The sequence below is a fragment of the Luteibacter sp. genome, assembly GCF_035539195.1.
Taxonomy (GTDB): Bacteria; Pseudomonadota; Gammaproteobacteria; order Xanthomonadales; family Rhodanobacteraceae; genus Luteibacter.
This window is the reverse complement of the sequence record NZ_DATLIW010000028.1, coordinates 20,243-44,158: the sequence shown is the minus strand read 5'-3', so window position 1 is coordinate 44,158 and position 23,916 is coordinate 20,243. Positions and strand designations below refer to the sequence as shown.

Sequence of the window (23,916 nt, the reverse complement as noted above, 5' to 3'; positions counted from 1 at the left end):
GATGCGAAATAGTTTCACATCCTGTGTGCAAAATCGTTGACAAGTTTCCCGGACCTACCTAATCTACGCGGCTCACGGGGCAGCGATGCTTCGGGACACCTGCCCAGGTGGCGGAATTGGTAGACGCACTAGTTTCAGGTACTAGCGGGTAAAACCGTGGAGGTTCGAGTCCTCTCTTGGGCACCAATTATAGACGAAGCCTCGCAGTGATGCGGGGCTTTGTTGTTTCCGGGGTTCAGAAAAGCGCTACTTCGCGAGCACGATATGCGTGGCCCGGTCCGTCGGAACGTGCTCGACGGTCCGGTAGCCCAGCGCACGGAGGTCCAGGCCACTGAATAGCGGTTCGCCCTGGCCGAGCACCACCGGAGCCAAGGCGAGGTGGATCTCATCCACGTAGCCGGCCTGCACGTACTGCCTCACCGTATCGGCACCGCCGCCAATCTTGATGTCCTTCGGACCCGCGGCTTCGCGCGCTTTCCGCAACGCGACCTCGATGCCCTCGGAGACGAAGTGAAAGGTCGTTCCACCCAGCATCTCGATCGACGGTCGCGGGTAATGGGTCAGCACGAAGGTCGGCGCGTGATAAGGCGGGCTGTCGCCCCACCAGCCTTTCCATTCGTCGTCCGGCCATTCGCCGCGAATCGGCCCGAACATGTTGCGGCCCAGGATGAAGGCGCCGAAGCCGTCCATCGCACGTCGGGCGAAGGCGTCGTCCAGCCCGGTTTCGCCGTCCTCCTTGCCCTGCATCTGACGAAACGTCCGCGTCGGGAAGAACCACTGGAACAACTCCGGGCCTCGCACCCCCAGCGGATTTTCCAGACTCTGGGCGGTGCCCGCCGCAAAGCCGTCGAGCGAGATACCGAACCCGGCAACCTTTACTTTAGTCATGAATGGCTCCAGCGAAATCCAACGCGGCCTCACAGTGAATCAGTGTCGTGTCGAAAACCGGCACGGATACATTGCCCTGGTTGAGTAGCATACCCACCTCGGTGCATCCCAGGATCACGCTATCCGCACCCCGCTCCACCAGCCGGGCAGCGATCGCCACGAACCGCGCCTCGCTCTCGCGTGTGGCGACACCGCGGCAGAGTTCTTCATAGATGATCCGGTGCGCATCGGCGCGATCGGTGGCGTCGGGGACGATGGGATCCAGACCCGCCGCCACCAGACGGTCCAGATAGAACGCCTGCTCCATGGTGAACGCGGTGGCGATGAGCCCGGGCCGACGCAACCCCACGCGCCCTACGGCCGCCGCCGTGGCATCGGCAATGTGCAGCAAGGGGATCGACACGCCACGCATCATGCGGTCCGCCAGCTTATGCATCGTGTTCGTCGCCAGGATCAGGAATGCGGCGCCGCCGCGTTCGAGGGCCATCGCCTCCGCATTGAGGATATCTCCGGCTTTATCCCAGTTCCCAGCGGCCTGGAGCGCTTCGATGCCCGCGAAGTCCAGCGAACGGATGAGCAGCTCCGGCGAATGAAGGCCACCGAGCCGCTCGCTGGTGAGCCGGCACAACTGGCGGTAATAGATTTGCGTGGACGCGGCAGACATGCCGCCGAGCACTCCGATCGTCTTCAACGGACCGATCTCCGCCACGGTTGCTGGATGCCAAAGAGTAGCAGTGCGAATACGCTTCAAGCCACGATGTCCGCCCTGACTAAGGCAGCCAGCATGGCCTCGCCAAATACACCCCGAGACCGGACAATGCCCTGCCCCCTCGACGAGCCCCGGACCGATGAGCGACCCGATCGATGACGATAAGGAGTTCTACCTCAAGGACTTCCAGGGCCTGGACTATGCCGAGCGCACGCTTACCTCGAAAATCTTCGAAGAATGCACCTTCAACCAGTGCTCGTTCGGCGATGCCGAATTCGACCATTGCAAGTTCATCGAGTGCACGTTCCGCTCGTGCGACCTGAGTAACGTCAAGCTCAACGCCAGCAAGTTTCAGGCGGTGACGTTCGAAGAGTGCAAGGTCATCGGCGTGGACTGGACACGGGCCGACTGGCCGCGATACGCCGCGCCGGCCAAGCTGGCCTTTCGCAAGTCGATCGTGAACTACACCTCGTTCTTCGGCCTGAACCTGCAAGAGCTCGTCCTTGAAGAGTGCAAGGCCCGGAACGTCGACTTCAGGCAGGGTGACTTCGCGCGCTCGAACTTCACGTACTCCGACTTCGCGGAAAGCCTGTTCGGCGACACGAAGCTTCAAGGCACGGACTTCAGCGAAGCGACGAATTACGTCATGGACATCCGCGAGAACCAGATCAAAGGAGCGCGGTTCACGCGTACCGAGGCGGCAGGGCTTCTCTACGGCCTGGGAATCGAGCTGGTCGACTGATCATGCGGGACTAACGTACGCGATGCCCGTTTCATCGCATCGTTCTCGAAGTACGCCACACCGGTCGACGCCGAACCATGGACGAACTCGGCAACGAAGGCCCGCCCGATATCGTCCTGTTCGATCACGCCGAACCGCCCCGGAACCAGACGTCCCAACCAGGCCACGTAACCCGGCGTATGCGCATTGCCCGCGATAATGCCAGGACGAAAGATGGCCAGGCGCTGGAACCCGATCGCTTCGATGGCCTGTTCCTTAAGGCCCATGACACGCACATAGCGAAACCTGCTCTTCGGCGTGCTGCCTACGGCGGAGAGCAGCGAAAAATGGCAAATGCCGCCAGCACGGCAGCCCCGCGCAAACGCGCCGACGACCCCGACTTCGAGCGCCTTCAGCTCTTCCTCGCTCCACTTCAAGCTGCCTGATCCGACCCCGACGCACGACGCGGCGTAGACGGGTTCGCCTTGTGCCACCAGGCCCTGCGCAAGCTGGGCCACCTCAGCCGAAAAGGTGGTAGCCGCCGTATCCAGCACCACCTTCCGCACACGCGGATCGGACGGCGCGGAAATCTCCCGGCGATTCACCATGACGACTTCGAGGCAGGCCGGCTCGGCGATCAGTGCACGCACGACGGCCGCGCCCACCTCCCCGGTGCCACCGATGATCAGGACGCGAAACGTCATGGCAGAGCCTTCTTCGAGGGGTAGCACCCCATCCTACGCGGATTACGGCCCGACATTTCGTCATGATGCTGCCCCGCACGACGCGGTACATTGGCGGGCGTAGCCCGCCCGCCGCCGGAGCATCAGGAGGCGAACTGGCGTTACATGGGCGGGAAGCTGGCACGAGGAATGGCGAACCATCGGATTCACGCGTGGTTCTACCACGTGTGGGCCCACCGCTCCAATCACGGAGAATGACCCACTGACGAGAGGCACAGGGGAGCAGGCGCGATGGTCCAGATCATCACCCAGACGGATGCTCCCTACTTGTCGCAGTTAGGGGCAGACGCGGTAGCACTATTCGCGACGCGTGATTTCCAGGCGATAGCGGACAGGTTCGGCTATGCCCTGGCTTACGATAGATCCCCCGCGCTCGCGATCGAACAGGATTATCAGTCTGCTCTGACGAAGGCATCAGGATCGCCGGATCGTGACGAGGCCTCTATTGTCATCAAGTATTTTCAGCCCGGGAACACCCACCTGCACGCCCTCATAGAGTGCGTGATCCTGGTGGATGACGAAACGCCCTTGCTCGTCGAGCTGATCGTAGCGACGTCCGGGAAAGACCTCTTTGTGATGCTTGAAGACATCAGCCCCGTGTGAACCGGCAGATTCGCGATTCCAATGCTTATACACACCAGGGTGCTCGATTCGCCGGTGGCGTATATTCGGGGCCTGCCGAATCAACGGAGGTCGCCATGCATTACTCGAGGCTGTGCGCGGTGCTGATCGACTGCAACACCGACAACCTGGATCAGGCTGCCGGATTCTGGTCCAGTGCGCTGGGACGTCCAACCGACCCCGGCCATGCTGGCTCGAACGAGAACTACATGATGCTGGTTTCGCCGCCCGAAGAGCCCATCGTGCAGATCCAGCGTGTCAGCCACGGAAGCCGCGTTCACCTGGATATCGAGACCGATGACATCCCAGCCGAGGTGCTTCGCCTGGAGGGACTGGGCGCGGTCGTCGTCGACCGGCTCGAGCGCTGGGTGGTGATGCAGGCGCCAACCGGGCAGCGCTTCTGCGTCGTGCGCGCCCAGCGCCCCGACTTTCCCGGGAACGCCAACCGCTGGGATTAAGCGCTGTTGCCGAGACGCCAGCGCCGAGTGACACGTCGCCACCAACCCCTTCCCTGTCGAGTAGCCGGATGACCGCATAAACCTGCCGCCCCCGCCAGATCGTTGCCATGGAAACGCCCCAAGTCCCAGCTAGCCTGAAGGCTTCTCCGGGGAGGGACGACGATGAATCACACATTGCGCATTGCAGTACGTGTCGCCGCCCTGTGGGTGGCGAGCATGAGCGCTATAGGAGCTCCGCTCGACGCGACAAACGGCAGAAGTCAGCCGCCGACGTGGCAGCCGCCGGCGCCCCTCACCCAGACGGAGCTATGGCCGGAGGGGCATGCTATTACAAAGCCGCCAGTCACCGGTCCTGAATCCGTCAGGGATGAGTCGATCGTCGAGAACGTTACCCGTCCCACCATGACTGTCTTCCCGCCCCAGGGGACGAACAGCGGCACGGCGGTCGTCGTCTTTCCGGGAGGTGGGTATCGTGTCGTAGCCATGGCTGGCGAAGGTACGGAAGTCTGCGACTGGCTGACCGCCAAAGGGATCACGTGCGTTCTATTGAAGTATCGCGTTCCGACGTCCGGTCCCCAATGGGACGGATCGTGCGATTGTCGCCGGGAGCCGAGCGTCCATATGGCCCTGCAAGACGCCCAGCGCGCGATCCGGCTGATACGCCAAGCAGCGTCTGGTCTCCACATCGCTCCCAATAAGGTAGGTGTGATCGGCTTCTCGGCCGGCGGGAACATGGTGGCGGATGTGAGCAACGCAAGCGGCAGGAATTACACGCCGGTGGATGACGCCGACAAGCTGAGCGCTCGGCCGGATTTCGCCATGGCCCTTTACCCTGGTCGCCTGTGGGAGGGTAAGGGTGTCGTCCTCAACCCGACGCTCCACCTGTCCGTGAAAACACCGCCGACATTCCTGGTCCAGGCGGAAGACGACCCCGTAGACAACGTCCGGAACTCAATCGCCTATTACCTCGCGTTGAAAGAGGCGAGTGTGCCCGTCGAGATGCACTTGTACGCGAGCGGAGGCCATGCGTTCGGTTTGAGAGAGAAGGACATGCCGATCGGTGCGTGGCCGCAACTTGCCGAGAAATGGATGCAGTCGATAGGCATGATTCCGCCCGGTTAAATGACGCACGCGCAGGCCGACGTCAATGGGAGTCACGCGTGGAAACGCAGCCCGCGCCAATAACGATCCAGCGACACTTTCAGCTCCGTGGCGAAATCCAGGCTGGTGAACGCCACTGCCGCATCGCCCATCATTTCCAGGCAATCGGGCGGAATGTCGAGGGCCTGCCACAAGCCTTGCGTGAGCGCGTAACTATGCACGAGCACGCGGGCGCCCTCGCCCTCCGCCAGGCCGAGCGCCGCCTCGACCACCGTGCCCGCGCCGGCGAGGGCGGAGCCGAGTTCCTGCTTGTACGCGCGCAACCGATCCTGCTCGATGTTTCGTTCGAGCACGCTGTAGCCAAGCGATTCCAGCTTCGAGATATCGGGCCGGGCGGTCACGTGCGCGACATAGTCGGTGATAAAGGCGTCGATCTTCGCGTCCACCGTCCGACTATCCGCCGCAAACGCCTCGCGGATACGCGCCATCATTGCGACACGCTCCACGTGAAGCAGATCCATGAAGATCTCCTCCTTGGTGGCGAAATACAGGTACACGGTGCCCTTCGCCAGCCCCGCTTCCGTCGCGATGGCCGCGGCGGACGGGAGCTTTTCCGGATCGCGCAGGAACAGCGCGCGTGCCGCGACCAGGATCGCGTCGCGTCGCGCTTCCTTATCTTCGGCCGCGAGGGCGTATCGAACCATGCACGCTCATTCCATCGTCAGGTGGTGGCCATTCTATAGGTGATGCGCGAGAGCTGCTGTCGCGAGAACAGGCGCGAAAGGAATGCCATCACGCGGTTCATGCGACCGGCCACCACCGCGGACTTGCCCGCCGCCATGGCGGCAAGTCCGATATCGACCACGGGGCGCGACTTCATCATCAACCGCTTCATCGCCGCGTTCGGCGCTTCGCCGGCCGCATCGAAGAACGAGGTCTCGGTGACGCCGGGCGACAGCACGGTGACCACCACGTTCTTCGCCTTCAGCTCGGTGTGCAGGGCCTCGCCCAACGACAACACATAGGCTTTGCTGGCCGCGTACGCGGCAAAGTGAGGGCACGGCTGGAAGGCCGCGACGCTGGCAACGAGCATGATCCTGCCACCGCCCCGCGTCGCCATGTCGCCGGCGAAGACATGGGTCAGGTCGGTGAGGCCGAGCACGTTGAGGCGAAGCATCGCGTTGATGCCACCGGCAGGGGCATCGAGGAAGTCCGCGGTAAGCCCGTGGCCGGCATTGTTGATCAGCGTGTCGACGACGATACCTTCCGCATCCAGCCGCGCCTTCAACGACGCCGCGGCGCCTTCCGCGGACAGATCGAGCGCTACCACCCGCGTCTTCACGCCATGCCGCGACCGCAACTCGTCGGCCAGTCGCTCCATGGGCTCCTCCCGACGAGCCGCCAGCACCACGTCATTGCCCTTCTCGGCCAGCGCGTGGGCGAAGTCTCGTCCCAGACCACTCGATGCGCCGGTGACCAGCGCCCAACCTTGTTGCGATGCCATGGAATGCTCCAGAAATGACCAGCGGTCATAACGTAAATGACCGCCGGTCATTTTGCAAGCACCGCTCAGTCTCGCGATACGGCGACCAGGTAAGCGCGACACATCAGCGGCAACTGACTGCGCAGCATGGCCAGCGTCGTCGGTGATGCATCGTGCTCGAGGCCCGCCCGCACCGTGCCGACGAGCAAGGTGCGCAACGCGAATGTCACCTTGTCGATATCGTCGAAGACGGCATCCGGCGCGCTGAGCAGGAGCCGCCTTACCGCGCGGTCGACGCGCGCGGTCACGTCGGCGATCAACATCGCCGTGTCGAGATCGGCGGCTATCGCGTACAGCGCAAGCGAGCCGGGCATATGGCGTAACTTCGCTTCGAGATAGGAGTGGACCAGACCCTCCGTCATCTCGGCCAACGGCGTGCCTGCGAGGCGTTCGCACGCCTGCTCCACGGCAATGACCACGTGTTCCAGATACTGCTCGAGCACGGCATAGAGCAGCGCCTGCTTGTGCGGGAAGTACTGGTACATCGTGCCGACGGAGACGCCTGCCCGTTCCGCGACGCGCGTCGTGGTGAGCTTGCCGATCCCCTCCACGAGCAAAACCTGAAAGGTCGCCTCGTGAATGGCCGCCACGGTGGCCGACGAGCGCGCCTGACGTGGGGTTTTACGGGCCCTGAGCCCGTCCGATGGCACGACTGGCATATGCGAATGTAAAAACCGAAGGATGATTCATAAATTAGAACACAGCGACACCCGCCCCTCATCATCCAAAGGAAACGCCATGAATGCAGCAGACCGCCGGATCGCCCTGGTCACGGGCGCCAACAAAGGCATCGGCCTGGAGGTCGCACGGCAGTTGGGCAAGGCCGGCCACCGGATCCTCCTCGGTGCGCGCGACAAGACACGCGGCCTCGAGGCGGCCAGGGCCCTGCAGGCCGAAGGCATCGACGCGCGCCATGTCGCCCTTGACCTGTCGGACGTCGCATCGCTCAAGGCGGCGGCCGCCGATATCGAAGCCCACGAGGGCCGTATCGACGTCCTCGTCAATAACGCGGGCGTCGCGATCCAGGGCGACGGCCTGCCCGGCAACGTCGACGTCGATGTCGTGCGGCGCACGTTCGAAACGAACTACTTCGGCACGATTGCCGTGACCCAGGCTTTGCTGCCCCTCGTGAAGAAGTCTTCGTCGGGCCGTATCGTCAATGTCTCCAGCGGCCTCGGTTCGATCACCCACAATGCCGATCCGGACTGGCCGTACGCGGCGGTCAAACTCACCGGCTACAACGCGTCGAAGGCAGCACTGAACATGTTCACTGTCCTGCTCGCGGCCGAGCTGAAGGACACAGGTATCAAGGTGAACGCCGTAGACCCCGGCTATACCGCGACCGACCTCAACGGCAACAGCGGTCACCAGACCGTGGCCGAAGGCGCCGCGGAAACCGTGCGCGTCGCCCTGCTCCCCGATGGCCCGACGGGCGGGTTCTCCAACTCCGAAGGTGTCGAGCCCTGGTAAGGACGACCCCCGCAACCGGCGCGCGAGCCATCACCGTAGAAGACCGTAGAAGGCAGCGCTCCGCAGCGGATACGAAGACTCCCCCGCGTCGTGCGGGGGAGTCTTCTTTCGCGGCCGTTTACAGTCCTTGGCGCAGGATCTCGATATACCAGCGCTGGTCATCCGAAACACGAGGGAACTCCTCGTACTCCTTGCCCACTTCCAAGGTCCGGCTACCCGCGGGGCCCATGATGTGATCGATGCCCGCGCGCGGCGCCGAGGGATAGTTGGTCCAGGGTTCCAGCGCGGGTGAATAGGGATTCACGGGGAAATCCGGGAAGCGTGCCTCGGGGGCCGCGTACCGCACCTGCCCGCCTTCCACGTACAGGCGATACCGGCCATGGTCGATGCGCGAATGCAGGCGGTCGGCACGCCACTGCCACTGCTTCTCGAACGTGATGTTCGCGCAGGATTCGGTAATGACCGAGTTCGTGGCCGGCTGGGCGGCAAGGCAGCGACCCGACCCCCGGTTCACGTAACGGCTCGCCGCGTCGAGGCCCCACATCTGGCTACGGTCCGTGGCGCGGCAAGGGGCCAGGTCGACGACACCGCGATGGTCGCTCAGGCAGGATCCCGAGCCGGTCGCCGTTCGGATCAACACGGTGATCTCCGCCGAGAGGTAGGGATCGGTCAGGTCGATGACGAAATCCAACGCGACGTCACGTGGCACGCGGTTTCGCGAGTGCTCTACCCGCGTACGGTTCCACCACCATTTCTTCCGGTCGAGGTCATACCCGGCCGCTATCGTGACGTTCGCCAGACCCGCGTACATGCCGGGCACCTTCCAGTACGACATGGCCTCGAACGTGGTCGCCCGCATCATCGGGGTCATGCGGTCTTCGGTCAGGATCGGCATGTCCGCGCCCCAGCGCTTGATGAGGACATTCTCGAGCCTCGGCGCGATGAGCGCTTTCCATGTCACGCTGCCCGGGGCCTGCGGCGTGGCCTGGATCGAATAGTCCTGGAACGTCGTCGTCAGGCTCGACTGCCACTTGTGTTCGTAGCCGAACGACAGGTTGAACGGCACCTTCGCGGCGAGGGTCTCATCGGCCTTGCCGGTTGAACTGATCTCGGAGCCGGTGGATCCGCCGATCGTGAATCCCCGCACCTCGGTGTCCGTCTGGGTAAAGTCGGTACGCCCGTCGGTCACGGGGAAATGGTCGAGGTAGGTGACTTCGGCCGTGCCCGCCGAGACGGTGTGGCGCAAACGATATTCCAACGGCAGATCGGCGGTCCACGCGTTCTTGCCCGTCTTCCCCCCATCGCTCACGCCGTTGTTCGCGGTTTTGACCGTCGCCTTCGAGGTAACGGTGATCAGCTTGAAGTCGGACGATACGGTGCGGCTGCGGACGATGTCGATGCCGGTCACACCGGATATCTCACCCTGCGAATCGACAATGTTGACATCGAAGTGTCGCCCGGGAAGAACGGCCGGCGAATTCGGGTCGTCTGCTTCGGGGGTGTACCCGCCCTGCAGGCGCGCAAGCGGAGCCTCCTCCGGCGGCGCCGGCTCGGTCGAAGCGACAAGGGCATGCAGGAGGGCCGACATATCGGCGACGCTCTCGGGTGAGGAAGTGAACACATCGATGGCGTCCCCGTTGTTGCGGACGATCACATCGCCGGTCGTCGGCGCGATACCGAACAGCGCGCTGACACGGGCAAGGTCGTCCGGCGCCCGGGCATCCATGTGCAGAAGGACGGGCGAGCCCTGGCCGAACAGGCGGGAAAGCGTCAGCTCCTCGTCGGCTGCAAGCGGAAGCGAGGTGGCATCGACCATGGCAAGCAAGTGCCTCGATGCCTCGGGAGCGAGGCCGGCCGCGTCCGCCGGAGAAATGACGGGAATGGCCGATGCGAACGTCGGCGCAGTGTCCTGGGACAACCGGCCCGGGCGGCCACCGAAGGCGACGACGGCCGTGAGGGCGTCGGTGGCGATCGTTGAGGACGTCGGCCCGTCGAGCGATGTCGCCGTGGCCGGAGATGACGTAGCGAGGGCGGCAGCAAGGGCGAGAGTGAGCGTCTTGGAAGAAAGCGCGAGGGTTTTCATGGGATCGGACCTCCTTGTTCGTAGTCCGGAACCGACGTTACGCCGGTCGTCGGGGCCGCAACGGGGCTCTTCTGGCCTCCGCCGATCTTCGCCACGCTCCCAAACGCCGTCGTTTTTCCCTCCTCGGCGACTCGATCGCCGACGATGGCGACACACCTTCATGGCCGCCAGGAGTTCCCCTAAGTGGAACCCCACAGACGCCTACGCGACTTTCGGCCATCACCTGCACGCAGGCGGGGCATTCGCCTGCGCTGCTTGCCGAGCGCGCATAGTCGCCGTGGCACCTCCTCGCTCGCGCTGGACAATCAAGTACTTAGCCGCGGCCCAGAACTACCTCGAAAATCGATCATCGCCCACCCCGGGGTTGTATAATCCCCGCCAGCAACACCCGGTGGGAGAAGCGGATGGACCCGCTGCCGAAGGCGCAACGCCCGTAATCGCTCAGGCTTCCATGACCACCGACGTGCTTCATCACTCTGGAGAGACCGGTTAGATCCGGCGCCGAAGGTGCAAGAGGCTTCCTCAGCCTCCAAACTCTCAGGCAAAAGGACAGAGGGGCGCCCCACGTGCCGGCACGGCACGTTCTTTCGGATGCCTCCAAGTCATGAGCCAGAAAAACTCTCCTTCGCTGCGCGAGCTCGAGAACCATGGCGCGTTCATCGAACGCCACATCGGTCCGAACGATGCCGAAATCGCCGAGATGCTTCGCGTCGTCGGCCATAACACGCTGGATGCGCTGACCGACGCCATCGTCCCCGGCTCGATCAAGTCGCCCGCCCCGCTCGCCCTGCCCGCCGCGGTGACCGAGGAAGAAGCGCTGGCCAAGATTCGCGCCATCGCCGACCGCAACACCGTCTTCCGCAGCTTCATCGGCCAGGGCTACTACGGCACGCTCACGCCGAACGTCATCCTGCGCAACGTGCTCGAGAACCCGGCGTGGTACACGGCATACACGCCGTACCAGGCGGAGATCTCGCAGGGCCGCATGGAAGCGTTGATCAACTTCCAGACCATGGTCGCCGACCTCACGGGCATGGACATCTCCAACGCCTCGCTGCTGGACGAAGCCACCGCGGCCGCCGAAGCGATGACCCTGGCCAAGCGGTCGGCCAAGTCGAAGTCCAACGTCTTCTTCGTCTCGAAGCACGTGCATCCGCAGACGCTGGAAGTGTTGCGCACCCGCGCCGACGGCATCGGCATCGTGCTGCATGTCGGCGACGACGCCGAAGGCGCCACGGTCGAGAGCTTCGGCGTGCTGCTGCAGTACCCGGACACCTTCGGCCGCATCAACGATTACAAGGCGCTGGCCGAAGCGACGCACGCGCGCGGCGGCATCGTTTGCGTCGCCACCGACCTGCTCTCACTGACGCTGATCGCTTCGCCGGGCAGCTGGGGCGCGGACATCGTCGTCGGCAACACACAGCGTTTCGGCGTGCCGTACGGCTTTGGCGGCCCGCATGCCGCCTACCTGGCCTGCCGCGACGCGTACAAGCGCTCCATGCCGGGCCGCCTGATCGGCGTCTCCGTCGACACCGAAGGCAAGCCGGCGTACCGACTCACCCTGCAGACCCGCGAGCAGCACATCCGCCGCGAGAAGGCCACCTCCAACATCTGTACCGCGCAGGTGCTGCTCGCCGTCATGGCCAGCATGTACGCCGTGTACCACGGTCCGGAAGGCCTCGTTCGCATCGCACGCCGCACGCATCGCCTGGCCGCGATCCTCGCCGGCGCGCTGACCAAGGCAGGCGTCACTGTCGGCAGCGATTACTTCGACACGCTGCACGTCACCGGCATCGACGCGAAGGCGATCCACGCCAAGGCTGCGGCCGCCAACGTCAACCTGCGTGCCATCGACGCCACGAGCATCGGCATCAGCCTCGATGAAACCACCACCCGTGCGGACATCGCCACCCTGGCTGGCGTCTTCGGTGCGAACGCCGACGATATCGACGCGCTCGATGCAGCGACCGCGGATGCCCTCCCGTCGGGCCTCCTGCGCGATATCGACTTCCTGCAGCACCCGGTGTTCAACACGCACCACAGCGAGCACGAACTGCTGCGCTACCTGCGTGGCCTCGCCGACAAGGACCTCGCGCTCGATCGCACCATGATCCCGCTCGGCTCCTGCACCATGAAGCTCAACGCCACCGCCGAGATGATCCCGGTAACGTGGCCGGAGTTCGCCAATATCCATCCGCTCGCCCCGGCCGACCAGGCCCAGGGCTACAAGCAGCTGATCGACGAGCTGGAAGCGATGCTGGTCGAGTGCACCGGCTACGACTCGGTGAGCCTGCAGCCGAACTCCGGTGCCCAGGGTGAATACGCCGGCCTGCTCGCCATCCGGGCTTATCACCGCTCGCGCAACGAAGGCCACCGCGACATCTGCCTGATCCCGGAATCCGCGCACGGCACCAATCCGGCGTCGGCGCAGATGTGCGGCATGACCGTCGTGGTCACGCGTTGCGATGCCAACGGCAACGTCGACATCGACGATATCCGCGACAAGGCCGAGAAGTATTCGAACCGTCTCGCCGCGATCATGATCACCTACCCGTCCACGCACGGCGTGTTCGAGGAAGACGTGGTCGCCATCTGCGACATCGTGCATAAGCACGGTGGCCAGGTGTACACCGACGGCGCCAACATGAACGCGCTGGTCGGCGTGGCCAAGCCGGGCAAGTGGGGCTCGGACGTCTCCCACCTCAACCTGCACAAGACCTTCTGCATCCCGCATGGCGGCGGCGGCCCGGGCGTCGGTCCGTGCGCGGTCAAGTCGCACCTCGCCCCGTTCCTGCCTCGTGCCTTCGGCGCCGAGGGTGATGTGGGCATGGTCAGCGCGGCGAGCTTCGGCTCGGCCTCGATCCTGCCGATCTCCTGGATGTACATCACGCTGATGGGCACCGAAGGCCTGCGCAAGGCGACCCAGGTGGCCCTGCTCAACGCCAACTACATCGCCAAGCGCCTCGCTCCGCATTACGACACCCTCTACACCGGCCGTAACGGCCTGGTCGCCCACGAGTGCATCCTCGACCTGCGCCCGCTCAAGGACGCCACCGGCGTCGGCGCGGAAGACGTCGCCAAGCGCCTGATCGACTTCGGCTTCCACGCCCCGACCCTGAGTTTCCCGGTCGCCGGCACGCTGATGGTCGAGCCGACCGAGAGCGAATCGCAGCACGAGCTGGACCGCTTCATCGACGCCATGATCCAGATCCGCGACGAAATCCGTGCGGTGGAAGACGGCCGCCTGGACCGCGAGGACAACCCGCTGCGCAATGCCCCCCACACGGCCACCATGGTCACGGGCACCGAGTGGACGCACGCCTACCCGCGTGAACTTGCGGCCTTCCCGCTGCCGTCGCTCAAGCTCTCCAAGTACTGGCCGCCGGTGTCCCGCGTGGACAACGTCTACGGCGACAAGAACGTGATGTGCGCCTGCATCCCGATCGATGCGTACAAGGAAGACGCCGAGGCCTAAGCTTCTGCGTCAACAAGAAAATGTGGAAGCCGATTCATCGGCGATCGTGGAAGCCGATTCGTCGGCGATCGTGGGAGCCGATTCATCGGCGATTGTGGGAGCCGGCTATGCCGGCGATGGGGCCTGCCGCCAACCCGCTCCGTTGGTTTTTCGCCGCTGAAGCGGCTCCCACACCACTTTAATTGGCATAAACTGCTCGCCTAGCTTTCCAAGGCAACGCACATGACCCAGGAAACCCCGCGCGACGACAGCCTCCTCGGCCTGCTCAAAGGTGTCGAGGACTTCAGCCACAAAGTCTTCCCCGAGCCGGAAAACCGCAAGCTGTTCAGCGAGCTGGCCGAGGGCCAGACCCCGCATACCCTCTTCATCACCTGCGCGGATTCCCGCGTGGTGCCCGAAATGATCACCCAGACACAGCCCGGTGAGCTCTTCGTCTGCCGCAACATCGGCAACATCGTGCCGGGCTATGGCGAGATGCTCGGCGGCGTGTCCGCCGTCGTCGAGTACGCCGTGATGGTGCTCGGCGTCCAGCACGTCGTGGTCTGCGGCCACACCGACTGCGGCGCCATGAAGGGCCTGCTCAACCCGGAGTCCACCAAGGACCTGCCCACGGTCGAAGCGTGGCTGCGCAACGCGCAGGCTGCCAAGAGCGCGGTATTCGCGCGTAAGCTCGAGGGCGCCGAGGCCATGCACGAGGTGATCGAGGAAAACGTGCGCCTCCAGCTCACCCACCTGCGTTCGCATCCGGCGGTCGCCGCGGCGCTGGCCAACGACGCGATCAACCTGCTCGGCTGGGTCTACGACATCGGCGACGGCACGATCACCGTCCTCGACGAAACGACCAATCACTTCATTCCCCTGGCCGAAGCGATCAAGCGCGAGCACCAGGCGTGATCCTTCCCGGGCGCGCGCATCTGGGTCATATCCTGCGGTACGTGGGCAAGCCGCTGATCTGGCTGCTCGCGTGGGACGTGGCGGTGACCGCGTTCTGGTTCGTCATGCATCCACGGTGGACGGCCGAATTTCCCGCCCTGCCCCTCACCCTCCTGGGTTCGGCGGTGGCCGTCTACCTGAGCTTCCGCAACACCACCGCGTACGCGCGGTGGTGGGAGGCACGCACGCTGTGGGGTGCCATGGTCAACGCCTCGCGCACGCTCGCCCGCGAAGCGCTGACGATGCTGCCCGAACGCGCCAACGGCGTCGCCGTGGCGCACCGGCAGATCGCCTATGTGCACGCCTTGCGCCTGCACCTTCGTCGCCAGTCCCCCTGGGACGAACTGTCGGCGCGCCTGCCCGCCGAGGAAGTCGAGAGGCTGCGCGGCGTCACCAACGTGCCCAATGCGATCCACGCCCGCACCGGCACGCTGATCGCCGAGGCAAAGCCCGAGCCGATCCTGCTGACCGCCCTCGCGCGCACCCTTTCCGATATCTCCAACGCCCAGGGCGGCATGGAGCGGATCAAGAACACGCCGTTGCCCCAGCAGTACGCCACCTACCCGGCCATCTTCACCCACGGCTTCTGCATCCTCCTTCCGCTCGGCCTGGTCGAGACGTTGGGCCTGTACACGCCGCTGGGATCCACCGTCGCCGGCTTCCTCTTCCTCGCGTTGCTGCAGATCGGTAACGACATGCAGAACCCGTTCGAGAACCTCGAGGACGACGTCCCGCTCACGACGCTCACCCGCGGCATCGAGATCGATCTGCGCGATGGCCTCGGCGAAACGCATGGCCTGGAGCCGGCCAAACCGATCGACGGCATTCTCTGGTAACCACCTCTCCCGTGTGACGGCATGGTGCAGCGCACCCATGACCGTTGGCACACGACCGCGCCGCCGATTCGGATTTCAATCGATATAAATACCGGTCCCACGGAGATCTGCCCTTGCGCGCGATACCGCCGTTCGTTCTTGCCGCCGCCCTGCTGCCCGCGGCTGTCGCCGCCGCTTCCGGACCCGCCAACCTCGTCAATCCGCTTATCGGCACGGCCAATGGAGGCAATGTCTTCCCTGGCGCCGTGGTCCCGTTCGGCATGCTGCAGTTCTCCCCCGAGGCCTCGCCGCTCCCCGGCAAGAAGGCGCCGATCGCCGCACCGGGTGGGTACGAATATCGCGCCGATGCGATCCGCGGTTTCAGCCTGACCAATGTGGAAGGCTGGGGTTGCGCCGGCGGCTCGGGCGACGTGCCGATCATGCCGATCAGCGAGGACGTCACCACCTCGCCATCGACGGACTTCCGCCACGCGTATGCGTCGACGTTCTCGCATGCGAACGAGGTGGCCAAGGCCGGCCACTACCATGTGACCCTCGATAACGGCGTCACCGCCGATCTCACCGCCGCCCTGCATTCGGGTGCGGCACGCTTCGCCTTCCCTGCCGGCAAGCCGGCCAACGTGCTCGTGCGCGCCTCGGATTCCGAATCGGGCTCCGAGAAAGCGACGGTCACCGTCGACGCGACCCACCAACGTATCAGCGGCGAGGTCACCAGCGGCAACTTCTGCGGCTACATCAACGAAGCGGATCGGCGCAGCTATTACACCGTCCATTACGTGATCGAGTTCGATCGGCCCTTTGCGACCACGGGCACCTGGCAGGACACCACCGTCACCAAGGGCGGCAAGCAGGCCGACGGTGGCACGGGTTACGGTGCGAAGGGCTTCCCGGAATCGGGCAAGGGATCGGGCGCATGGGTCGGCTTTGCCAAGGGCACAAGCACGGTCAACGCGCGTGTCGGTATCTCGTACGTCAGCACGGCGAATGCGCAGGCCAACCTCGATGCGGAAAACCCCAAGGGCACCACGTTCGAAGCGCTGCGCGACAAGGCGGTCGACGCATGGAACGCGCGGCTCTCGCACATCGACATCGAAGGCGGCACGCCCGACCAGCGCACCGTGTTCTACACGGCCCTCTACCACTCGCTGATGACACCGAACGTGTTCAGCGACGTCAACGGCGAATACGCCGGCTTCGACCAGCGGATACACAAGGTGAGCGGCACACAGAACGCGCAGTACGCGAACTTCTCCGGTTGGGACGTCTATCGCTCGCAGTTGCCGATGGTCGCGTGGCTCGAACCGAAGACAGCCAGCGACATCGCGCAAAGCCTCTACAACCAGGCTCAGCAAAACAACGGTGTGTGGGACCGCTGGACGCATAACAACGGTGGCACGCACGTGATGAACGGCGATCCCGCCGCCGCGGCGATGGCCGGCATTTACGCCTTCGGCGGTCGCGACTTCGACGCCAAAGCTGCCCTCGCCTCGCTCGTCCATGCCGCCGATAACCCGACTGCGCTCGACCTTTCGCACGATGGCTGCGAAGTGGAGTGTGTCGGCCAGCGGCCCGGTCTCGACGTATGGCTCAAGCTGCACTACATCCCCGTCGGCGCACCCGCGTGGGGCCCGGCTGCCGATACGCTGGAGATCGTCGCTGCCGAGTTCGGTATCAGCGCGCTCGCGGCACGCCTGGGCGATACCGCCACTTCGCGGCGCTTCCTCGGCCGCGCGCAGTACTGGCGCAACCTGTTCGATCCGAAGGCGACGCCGGAAGGGGGCTACATTCGCAACCGCAATGCCGATGGCACGTGGGCGCTGATCAAGGACGACGACAAGGAGCAGCCGCACGCCTTCACGCCGTCCACCGAAGACGGCTTCGTCGAAGGCAGCGCAGCGCAGTACGTGTGGATGGTGCCGTTCAACGTCGGCGGTCTGTTCGATGCCATGGGCGGCCGCGAGAAAGCGCGCAAGCGGCTCGACGGCTTCTTCTACCAGCCGGATGGCACGTTCGCTGTCACCAAGTCCGGCCCGCTGCACGCGGAACTGGACAACGAGCCGTCGATCGGCACACCGTGGCTGTACAACTTCGCCGGCCAGCCCTGGAAGACGCAGGAACTCGTACGCCGCGTGCTGGATACGATCTGGGTGAACGCGCCGAACGGTATTCCGGGCAACGACGATCTCGGCGAGATGTCGTCGTGGTACGTGTTTGCCGCGCTAGGCGTGTATCCGTCCATTCCGGGTCGTGCGGAGATGGTCGTGGGTAGCCCGCTGTTTACCAAGGCCACCGTGCACCGTCCCGACGGCGACGTAGTGATCGAAGCCCCGAACGCCGGCATGGGCAAGCCGTACGTCACGGCACTCAAGGTCGATGGCAAGCCGACGACGAAGTCGTGGCTGCCGGAGTCCTTCGCCCTCAAGGGCGGCAAGCTGGAGTTCGACCTGTCGGATAAGCCGAACAAGGCCTGGGCAAGCAAGCCAGCCGACGCCCCACCCTCGTTCGACACCCGGAAGTAATCCGCACTGAAGGTAAGTGTGGGAGCCGCTTCAGCGGCGATTGGATGCTTGCGACACATCCCATCGCCGCTGAAGCGGCTCCCACATGGAGCGGGATCGGCTATGACGATCAGATGGAAACGCGGCGCAGCCGCAGCGCGTTTCCAACGACGGACACCGAACTCAGACTCATCGCCACCGCCGCGATCATTGGCGACAAGGTGATCCCGAACACCGGATACAACACCCCCGCCGCCAACGGCACACCCACCGCGTTATAGACGAAGGCGAAGAACAGGTTCTGCCGGATGTTCTTCACCGTCGCTTCGGAAAGCGCACGGGCGCGCGCGATGCCCGCGAGATCGCCCTTTAGCAGGGTGACCGACGCATTCTGGATGGCTATATCGCTGCCATTGCCCATGCCGACGCCGATATCCGCCGCCGCCAGGGCCGGCGCATCGTTCACGCCGTCACCGGCCATGGCAACCCGACGGCCGGCCGCCTTCAGCGTCTTGACAAGGTTCGCCTTGTCCTCGGGCGACGCGCCGGCGTGCACTTCGTCGATCGGCAGCGATGCGGCAACCGCTTTGGCCGTGGCTTCGTTATCGCCGGTAAGCATCGCCAGCGTCACGCCGGCAGCATGGAGGGCATCCAGCGCCGGCTTCGTCGACGGCTTCACGGCATCCGCCAACGCGAGCACCGCCGCGAGACGGCCATCGATCGCCATGAACATGGCCGTCGCACCCTTCGCGCGCGCTTTTTCAGCGATCTCGCGACCTGTCGTCACATCGATGCGTTCGTCGTCCATCATGTCCGCATTGCCCAGCGCGACGTCGTGACCATCCACGCGACCGCTTACACCGCGGCCGACGACGGCCTGGAAACCGGCGATCGCCGGAATCGCGAGTCCTTCGGACTCCGCCGCCGCCACGATGGCCGACGCCAGCGGATGCTCGCTGAGCCGCTCGACCGCCGCAGCCATCGCCAGGACATCCGAGCGCTCCCGCCCGAAGACCTGCAGGTCGACCAGCGTCGGCCGGCCTTCGGTAAGCGTGCCGGTCTTGTCGAAGACCAGGGTATCGATCTCTCGAAGCGTTTCGATGGCGGCGGCATCGCGAAACAACACGCCCGCCTGCGCACCGCGACCGCTGGCGACCATGATCGACATCGGCGTCGCCAGGCCCAGCGCACACGGACAAGCGATGATCAGCACGGAGACCGCGGCGACCAATGCGTGCGTGAATGCAGGCGCCGGCCCCACCGTCCACCATGCCGCGAAGGCGACCAGCGCAACGACGACCACGGTCGGCACGAACCATGTCGCCACCCGGTCGGCCACGCGTTGCAGCGGTGCACGCGATCGCTGCGCTTCGGCCACCAGCGCGACGATCCGCGAGAGCACGGTGTCCTGGCCGACGTGGTCGACGCGAACCACCAGCGCACCATGCTGGTTCTGTGTGCCGCCGGTGACCTTGTCGTGCGCCTTCTTCGCCACGGGCACGGGCTCGCCGGTCAGCATCGCTTCGTCGACATAGCTTTCGCCGTCGATCACCGTGCCGTCTGCCGGCAGCTTCTCGCCCGGACGGACGCGCACGTTATCGCCGACGTGCAGCGCAGCCAGGGGCACATCGCTTTCGGTACCATCCGTGCCGATGCGTCGCGCCGTCTTCGGCACCAGGCCGAGCAAGCCACTCAAGGCCTCGCCGGTCTGGCGACGAGCGCGAAGTTCCAGGAAGTCACCCAGCGTCACCAGCGTGACGATGACCGCGGCCGATTCGAAATAGACGGCTATCTGCCCGTGCATGTCACGCATGGCAGGCGGGAAGAGACCAGGCAACGCAAAGGCCACGGCGCTGTACAGCCACGCCACTCCGGTACCCAGCGCGATCAGCGTATACATGTTGGGCGACCAGGGCCGCAGGGAGCGCCAACCGCGCGCGAAGAACGGCGCGCCGCCCCACAACACGACGACCGTCGCCAACAGCGCTTCCACCCAGGCCAGCATCGCCGCCCATGGCTGATGCCACATATGCCCGGTGACGTGCGGGACCATGGCGATCAGAAAGACGGGAACGCTGATGGCGACGAGCACGCCGAGACGGCGACCGAGCGACCGCACCTCGCCGTCGTCGTCGTCGAGCGACGGCATGGCGGGTTCGAGGGCCATGCCACACTTCGTGCATGCACCGGGACCTACCTGGCGGACTTCCGGATGCATCGGGCAGGTGTAGATCGTCCCCGCCGGCATCGGCGCCTCCGCCTGCGGCGGCCCGAGGAAACGGGTGGGCTCGGCCATGAAGCGTTCGCGACAGCGTGCCCCGCAGAAATGGTATTCGTGGCCATCGTGCGTGGCGTGGTGCGGCGTCGTCGCCGGGTCCACGGTCATGCCGCAGACGGGATCGATCGCGGTCGCGGCCTCGGTAGCCGCGTTGTGCGAGCAGCAAGCGTGGGTCACGGGTTCGGCTCCGTCAGCGCCTTCAGGATCGGACAGTCTTCCGGTGAGCCGTGCCCCGGGCAGGCGTCGACCAGCTCGGACAAACCATCGCGTACGCGCTGCAACTCGGCGATACGCTCGTCGATGGCCAGAAGCCGCGCCGCTGCACGCTCACGCACCCCTTCCACACCGCCATGGCGGTCGGCCGAGAGGGCGAGCAGCTCACGGATCTCATCGAGCGTGAAACCCAGATCCTTCGCCCGCCGGATGAACCGCAAGCGGGATACCGTGGCCTGGTCGTACTCGCGGTAACCGGAAGGCCGGCGCCGCGGCTCGGGCAGCAGCCCTTCCCGCTCGTAGAACCGGATCGTATCGATGGCGACGCCCGCGCTCTGCGCGATGCGGCCGATGGTGAGGGCGGAGGTTTGAGTGTTCATGGGGCAAGTCTAGACCCTTGATCTAGGTCTAGAGTCAATCGCTACGCTACGCCTCGGCTTGTCGGCTTCCCTTTACCTTGTCACTGCTTATCACCGACCGACGGACGCGAGGAATCATAGCCGCTCTCTCCGGCTTCCCTTCGTCAGAAAAAGACGTCTGAATGTCCGATGGGTGTCCTTTTCTCCAAATGCCACGTGTACCTGCTCCGGGGTTTGCTCAGAGCTATCGCCTTCGCATGATAAACGCGGAACGCCTTTGTATCGAAACGTATCCGGGGCCGACCATTACTGAGCCTGCCGCACTGGGTCAGGACGTCATCGACTTCATGGACGCGCTGCACATCAAGCGCGCGGTCTTCGGTGGCTTCGACTGGGGCGCACGCCCGACCGACATCGTTGCGGCGCTGTGGCCGGAACGCGTGAAAGCGCTGGTCAGCGTGAGCGGATACCTCATCGGCAGTCAGGAAGCCGGCCAGGCGCCGCTGCCTCCCGAAGCCGAATACCAGTGGTGGTATCAGTTCTTGGAGCTTCGACGACGCGACCTATGAGCGCAGCGCCCAGGCGCTCGAGAATCCGGACCATGTCGCCATCACCATCCACAATTACCGCTGGCGGTTGAACCTCGCCTAGGGCGAGGCGAAGTACGACGCCCTCGAGAAGCGACTGGCTCAGGCTCCGAAGATTTCAGTACCGACAATCACGCTGGAGGGCGATGCCAACGGCGCGCCGCATCCGAAGCCGGAGGCGTACGCCAAGCAGTTCACCGGGAAGTATGAGTTCCGGCTGATTGCCGGTGGGATCGGGCATAACCTGCCCGAGGAAGCGCCCCAGGCATTCGCCCAGGCGATTGTCGACGCGGATCGTCTCTGACGAGGATGGGGGTGGGTGTCCTTCTGGGCTACCCGCCCCAACCAACCACCTGTGTGCTGCGAAACCATTGCCAAGTCTCGGCCAGCCCTCTTTCCAGAGATGTGCGCGCCCTCCACCCGAATAACTCGTCAGCGTATCGTGTGTTGACGACGACATGGTCCGCATCGACCGACCGTTGGGGATGATAAGTACGCTTCAGTGGCAGCTCCACTATCTTCTCTAGCAAAGAGAACAGCGCGTTCAAGCTCGTACTCTCGCCGTGAGCTGCGTTGATGGTACGTACTTTTCCGCTGGGCGGACGCACAAGGGCGGCCAGACAGAGATCAACGAGGTCGCCCACGAACAGGTAATCGCGCGTCTCGTTGCCGTCGCCCCACACATCCATGGCCAGACCTTGAGTCATGCGTGCGAAAGCATGGGGAATGACACCGAAGCCGCTGCGCGGAAGTTGCCCAGGCCCGTAGATATTGGACGGGCGGATGACCGTGGCAGACGTCGAAAACTGTGCCGCCCAGGCGGAAATAAAGTGTTCCGCAGCTATTTTTGCCGCCCCGTGATAAGACCGTGGCGAAACCGGGTCGCTTTCCGCGCTAGGCCTCCCTTCACGCGGTGCGTAGAGGGATCCTGCCGAAGAAAAATACTGTAACGGGATATGTGGTCGCGACTGGAGTGCGTCGAGAAGCAACAGGAACGGCAGAAGGTTCTGATCGATTTCTTTACGCGGGCTGCCCGCAGAGCTACCGGGAGTCGAGGCGCTCGCCAGGTGAATGACCACGGAACTGGCGTCAAGATACGGTGCCCACCCGCCCGCTTCGCCACCGACCGTATCCAACGCAATCTGGCTGGCACGACGATCGATTGCGGAGGTGCCGCGACGGGTCACAGCATTTACGGAGTGTCCTGCGTCTAGGAACGCAGACGTGAGATGGCGACCGACAAAGCCTGCGGCGCCAATCAATAAGATGGTTTCACTCACGGAGCAGACGATCGCCTCGTGACCAGGCTCGCGATGGCCTGACGGAAAACGGCATCCAACTCGGGCCGTTCGCGAATGTCGCGATCGACCGACGCGAGCACCTCGGCGAATAAAGGATCCGTGCCCAGATCGCCACCGTATTGCTCACCCAGGATACAACGGAGCACGGGCAAACGAACCGACGCCATGGCCTTCTCATCCGCAGGAGAAACGCCGGCGACGATGGCCTGCAACTGTCGTCGTAACATCGCCGATTCGCGGCGGGCTTCCACCTTGGGCCCATGCTTACGTCCCCGGCCTTCGGCGCGCAGGGAGGCCAGCGTCTCTATGAGCACTTGCGATGCGTCGGGACGTATCGGATCCACGGTAGACTACCCTTCGCGCCGGCCAGTCACAGGGACTGCTGCCATTGGTCGTGTATCATACGCTCGCGCAGACGCAGAAGCGCCTGTCGATGCAGCTGGGACACGCGCCCCCGTGAAATACCCAGGGTATCGGCGACGTGGGTAAACGACAGGTGCTGAAGATAGTGCCACTCCAGCACCAGTCGTTCCCGCTCGCCCAGCCGCTTCAGATGCTTGGACAGACGCTCGCCTAACTGGCTACGCACTGCCGCATCGTAAGGCCCGGTAGGTTCGACCATCGCGGCCATATCGCCATGAAGCGACAATCCGTGGCCGAGCGCCAGCCCCGAGACCATGGCGATCAGGCGCTCGACTGGGTCGTCGTGTTCATCGTCGAGCAGGGATGCTACCGACTCCTCGGACAGCCGCGCTCCACTCAGTTCCGGGGGCAGCGTTCGTAAGGCACGAAGGCCGTTGAACACGGCACCGCGGACGCGGGGTCGCGCGTACGCTTCGAACGGAACACCTCGCTCCACATCGAACGAATTCATCGCTTCGAGCATGCCGAGCATGGCGTTTTGCACGTAATCGGGCCAGTCGTCGCTTCGGCCGCGGACCCGCAGGAAGACACTGCGCGCCACCGAGCGTACCCAGGGCGCGTAGCGTCGAGCCAATTCCGCACGACCCTGCTCCCATCCCTCGCGGCATCGGCGCCATACCGCCGCCGCGGTCTCGGGCAGGTCTACCTCGGAAATCGACGGAGCGGCGGTGGCCAT

General features: G+C 64.5%; 22 protein-coding genes, 1 tRNA gene and 1 riboswitch. Of the genes, 11 read left to right on the top strand and 12 right to left on the bottom strand.

Annotation, left to right across the window (positions count from 1 at the left end; all coding sequences use genetic code 11):
* The first annotated feature begins 101 nt into the window (after positions 1-101).
* Positions 102-186: transfer RNA gene (locus VM621_RS08845), tRNA-Leu, on the top strand.
* Between the two features lie 60 nt (positions 187-246).
* On the opposite strand, the gene VM621_RS08840 is transcribed toward VM621_RS08845, so the two are convergent.
* Entirely contained in the window at positions 247-888 is a 642-nt protein-coding gene (locus VM621_RS08840; RefSeq protein WP_325468602.1) for a dihydrofolate reductase family protein, read from the bottom strand.
* The gene (locus tag VM621_RS08835; protein WP_325468601.1) at positions 881-1,579 is read right to left on the bottom strand and encodes an aspartate/glutamate racemase family protein; all 699 of its coding nucleotides are present in this window, start codon (positions 1,577-1,579) and stop codon (positions 881-883) included. The genes VM621_RS08840 and VM621_RS08835 overlap by 8 nt, the downstream gene beginning before the upstream one ends.
* 157 nt (positions 1,580-1,736) lie before the next feature.
* On the opposite strand from VM621_RS08835, the gene VM621_RS08830 reads away from it, so the two are divergent.
* Entirely contained in the window at positions 1,737-2,339 is a 603-nt protein-coding gene (locus tag VM621_RS08830) for a pentapeptide repeat-containing protein (RefSeq protein ID WP_325468600.1), read from the top strand.
* Here the strand turns inward: VM621_RS08830 and VM621_RS08825 are convergent.
* On the bottom strand, positions 2,309-3,022 hold the full coding sequence (locus tag VM621_RS08825; RefSeq protein WP_325468599.1) for a hypothetical protein: 714 nt from the start codon (positions 3,020-3,022) through the stop codon (positions 2,309-2,311). The two genes, VM621_RS08830 and VM621_RS08825, sit on opposite strands and share 31 nt — an antisense overlap.
* A 270-nt stretch (positions 3,023-3,292) precedes the next feature.
* On the opposite strand from VM621_RS08825, the gene VM621_RS08820 reads away from it, so the two are divergent.
* The 3 genes from VM621_RS08820 to VM621_RS19585 all read left to right on the top strand — a co-directional run bounded on the left by VM621_RS08820 (position 3,293) and on the right by VM621_RS19585 (position 5,262).
* The gene (locus VM621_RS08820) at positions 3,293-3,664 is read left to right on the top strand and encodes a hypothetical protein (RefSeq protein WP_325468598.1); all 372 of its coding nucleotides are present in this window, start codon (positions 3,293-3,295) and stop codon (positions 3,662-3,664) included.
* A 95-nt stretch (positions 3,665-3,759) separates the two neighbouring features.
* Positions 3,760-4,140, top strand: a complete 381-nt coding sequence (locus VM621_RS08815; protein ID WP_325468597.1) for a VOC family protein — start codon at positions 3,760-3,762, stop codon at positions 4,138-4,140.
* Between the two features lie 621 nt (positions 4,141-4,761).
* Positions 4,762-5,262, top strand: coding sequence for an alpha/beta hydrolase (locus VM621_RS19585; RefSeq protein WP_414674515.1), 501 nt, complete (start codon positions 4,762-4,764; stop codon positions 5,260-5,262).
* Between the two features lie 32 nt (positions 5,263-5,294).
* On the opposite strand, the gene VM621_RS08805 is transcribed toward VM621_RS19585, so the two are convergent.
* The 3 genes from VM621_RS08805 to VM621_RS08795 all read right to left on the bottom strand — a co-directional run bounded on the left by VM621_RS08805 (position 5,295) and on the right by VM621_RS08795 (position 7,335).
* Positions 5,295-5,945 carry a TetR family transcriptional regulator gene (locus VM621_RS08805; protein WP_325468595.1) on the bottom strand — a complete coding sequence of 217 codons (651 nt, stop codon included), beginning with the start codon at positions 5,943-5,945 and terminating at the stop codon, positions 5,295-5,297.
* 17 nt (positions 5,946-5,962) lie between these two features.
* Positions 5,963-6,745 (bottom strand): SDR family oxidoreductase, encoded by a 783-nt coding sequence (locus VM621_RS08800; protein WP_325468594.1) that lies wholly within the window; start codon positions 6,743-6,745, stop codon positions 5,963-5,965.
* A 65-nt stretch (positions 6,746-6,810) separates the two neighbouring features.
* Complete coding sequence (locus tag VM621_RS08795; RefSeq protein ID WP_414674514.1) at positions 6,811-7,335, bottom strand: TetR/AcrR family transcriptional regulator; 525 nt, start codon at positions 7,333-7,335, stop codon at positions 6,811-6,813.
* Positions 7,336-7,522: 187 nt separating this feature from the next.
* Here VM621_RS08795 and VM621_RS08790 point away from each other — a divergent pair, with 187 nt between their 5' ends.
* Complete coding sequence (locus VM621_RS08790) at positions 7,523-8,254, top strand: SDR family oxidoreductase (RefSeq protein ID WP_325468592.1); 732 nt, start codon at positions 7,523-7,525, stop codon at positions 8,252-8,254.
* Positions 8,255-8,372: 118 nt separating this feature from the next.
* On the opposite strand, the gene VM621_RS08785 is transcribed toward VM621_RS08790, so the two are convergent.
* Positions 8,373-10,337, bottom strand: a complete 1,965-nt coding sequence (locus tag VM621_RS08785) for an RICIN domain-containing protein (protein WP_325468591.1) — start codon at positions 10,335-10,337, stop codon at positions 8,373-8,375.
* Positions 10,338-10,803: 466 nt separating this feature from the next.
* Positions 10,804-10,900, top strand: a riboswitch (glycine riboswitch).
* A 41-nt stretch (positions 10,901-10,941) separates the two neighbouring features.
* Here VM621_RS08785 and gcvP point away from each other — a divergent pair.
* From gcvP to VM621_RS08765, 4 genes are all read left to right on the top strand, one after another.
* A complete protein-coding gene (gcvP, locus tag VM621_RS08780) occupies positions 10,942-13,812 on the top strand; it encodes an aminomethyl-transferring glycine dehydrogenase (protein ID WP_325468590.1) in 2,871 nt (956 codons plus the stop codon).
* Positions 13,813-14,034: 222 nt separating this feature from the next.
* Positions 14,035-14,706, top strand: a complete 672-nt coding sequence (locus VM621_RS08775) for a carbonic anhydrase (RefSeq protein WP_325468589.1) — start codon at positions 14,035-14,037, stop codon at positions 14,704-14,706.
* A complete protein-coding gene (locus tag VM621_RS08770) occupies positions 14,703-15,581 on the top strand; it encodes a bestrophin family protein (RefSeq protein ID WP_325468588.1) in 879 nt (292 codons plus the stop codon). The genes VM621_RS08775 and VM621_RS08770 overlap by 4 nt, the downstream gene beginning before the upstream one ends.
* Before the next feature lie 113 nt (positions 15,582-15,694).
* Positions 15,695-18,100 carry a GH92 family glycosyl hydrolase gene (locus VM621_RS08765; RefSeq protein ID WP_325468587.1) on the top strand — a complete coding sequence of 802 codons (2,406 nt, stop codon included), beginning with the start codon at positions 15,695-15,697 and terminating at the stop codon, positions 18,098-18,100.
* A gap of 109 nt (positions 18,101-18,209) precedes the next feature.
* Here VM621_RS08765 and VM621_RS08760 read toward each other — a convergent pair whose 3' ends face one another.
* On the bottom strand, positions 18,210-20,534 hold the full coding sequence (locus VM621_RS08760) for a heavy metal translocating P-type ATPase (RefSeq protein ID WP_325468586.1): 2,325 nt from the start codon (positions 20,532-20,534) through the stop codon (positions 18,210-18,212).
* On the bottom strand, positions 20,531-20,950 hold the full coding sequence (locus VM621_RS08755; RefSeq protein ID WP_325468585.1) for a heavy metal-responsive transcriptional regulator: 420 nt from the start codon (positions 20,948-20,950) through the stop codon (positions 20,531-20,533). The genes VM621_RS08760 and VM621_RS08755 overlap by 4 nt, the downstream gene beginning before the upstream one ends.
* Positions 20,951-21,186: 236 nt before the next feature.
* Between VM621_RS08755 and VM621_RS08750 the strand changes: the two genes are divergently transcribed.
* A complete protein-coding gene (locus VM621_RS08750; RefSeq protein WP_325468584.1) occupies positions 21,187-21,498 on the top strand; it encodes an alpha/beta fold hydrolase in 312 nt (103 codons plus the stop codon).
* A gap of 350 nt (positions 21,499-21,848) precedes the next feature.
* On the opposite strand, the gene VM621_RS08745 is transcribed toward VM621_RS08750, so the two are convergent.
* The 3 genes from VM621_RS08745 to VM621_RS08735 form a co-directional block, all read right to left on the bottom strand.
* Positions 21,849-22,796, bottom strand: coding sequence for an NAD-dependent epimerase/dehydratase family protein (locus VM621_RS08745; RefSeq protein WP_325468583.1), 948 nt, complete (start codon positions 22,794-22,796; stop codon positions 21,849-21,851).
* Positions 22,793-23,068, bottom strand: coding sequence for a hypothetical protein (locus VM621_RS08740; RefSeq protein WP_325468582.1), 276 nt, complete (start codon positions 23,066-23,068; stop codon positions 22,793-22,795). Before VM621_RS08740 ends, VM621_RS08745 begins: the two co-directional genes overlap by 4 nt.
* A 119-nt stretch (positions 23,069-23,187) precedes the next feature.
* Entirely contained in the window at positions 23,188-23,916 is a 729-nt protein-coding gene (locus tag VM621_RS08735; RefSeq protein ID WP_325468581.1) for a sigma-70 family RNA polymerase sigma factor, read from the bottom strand.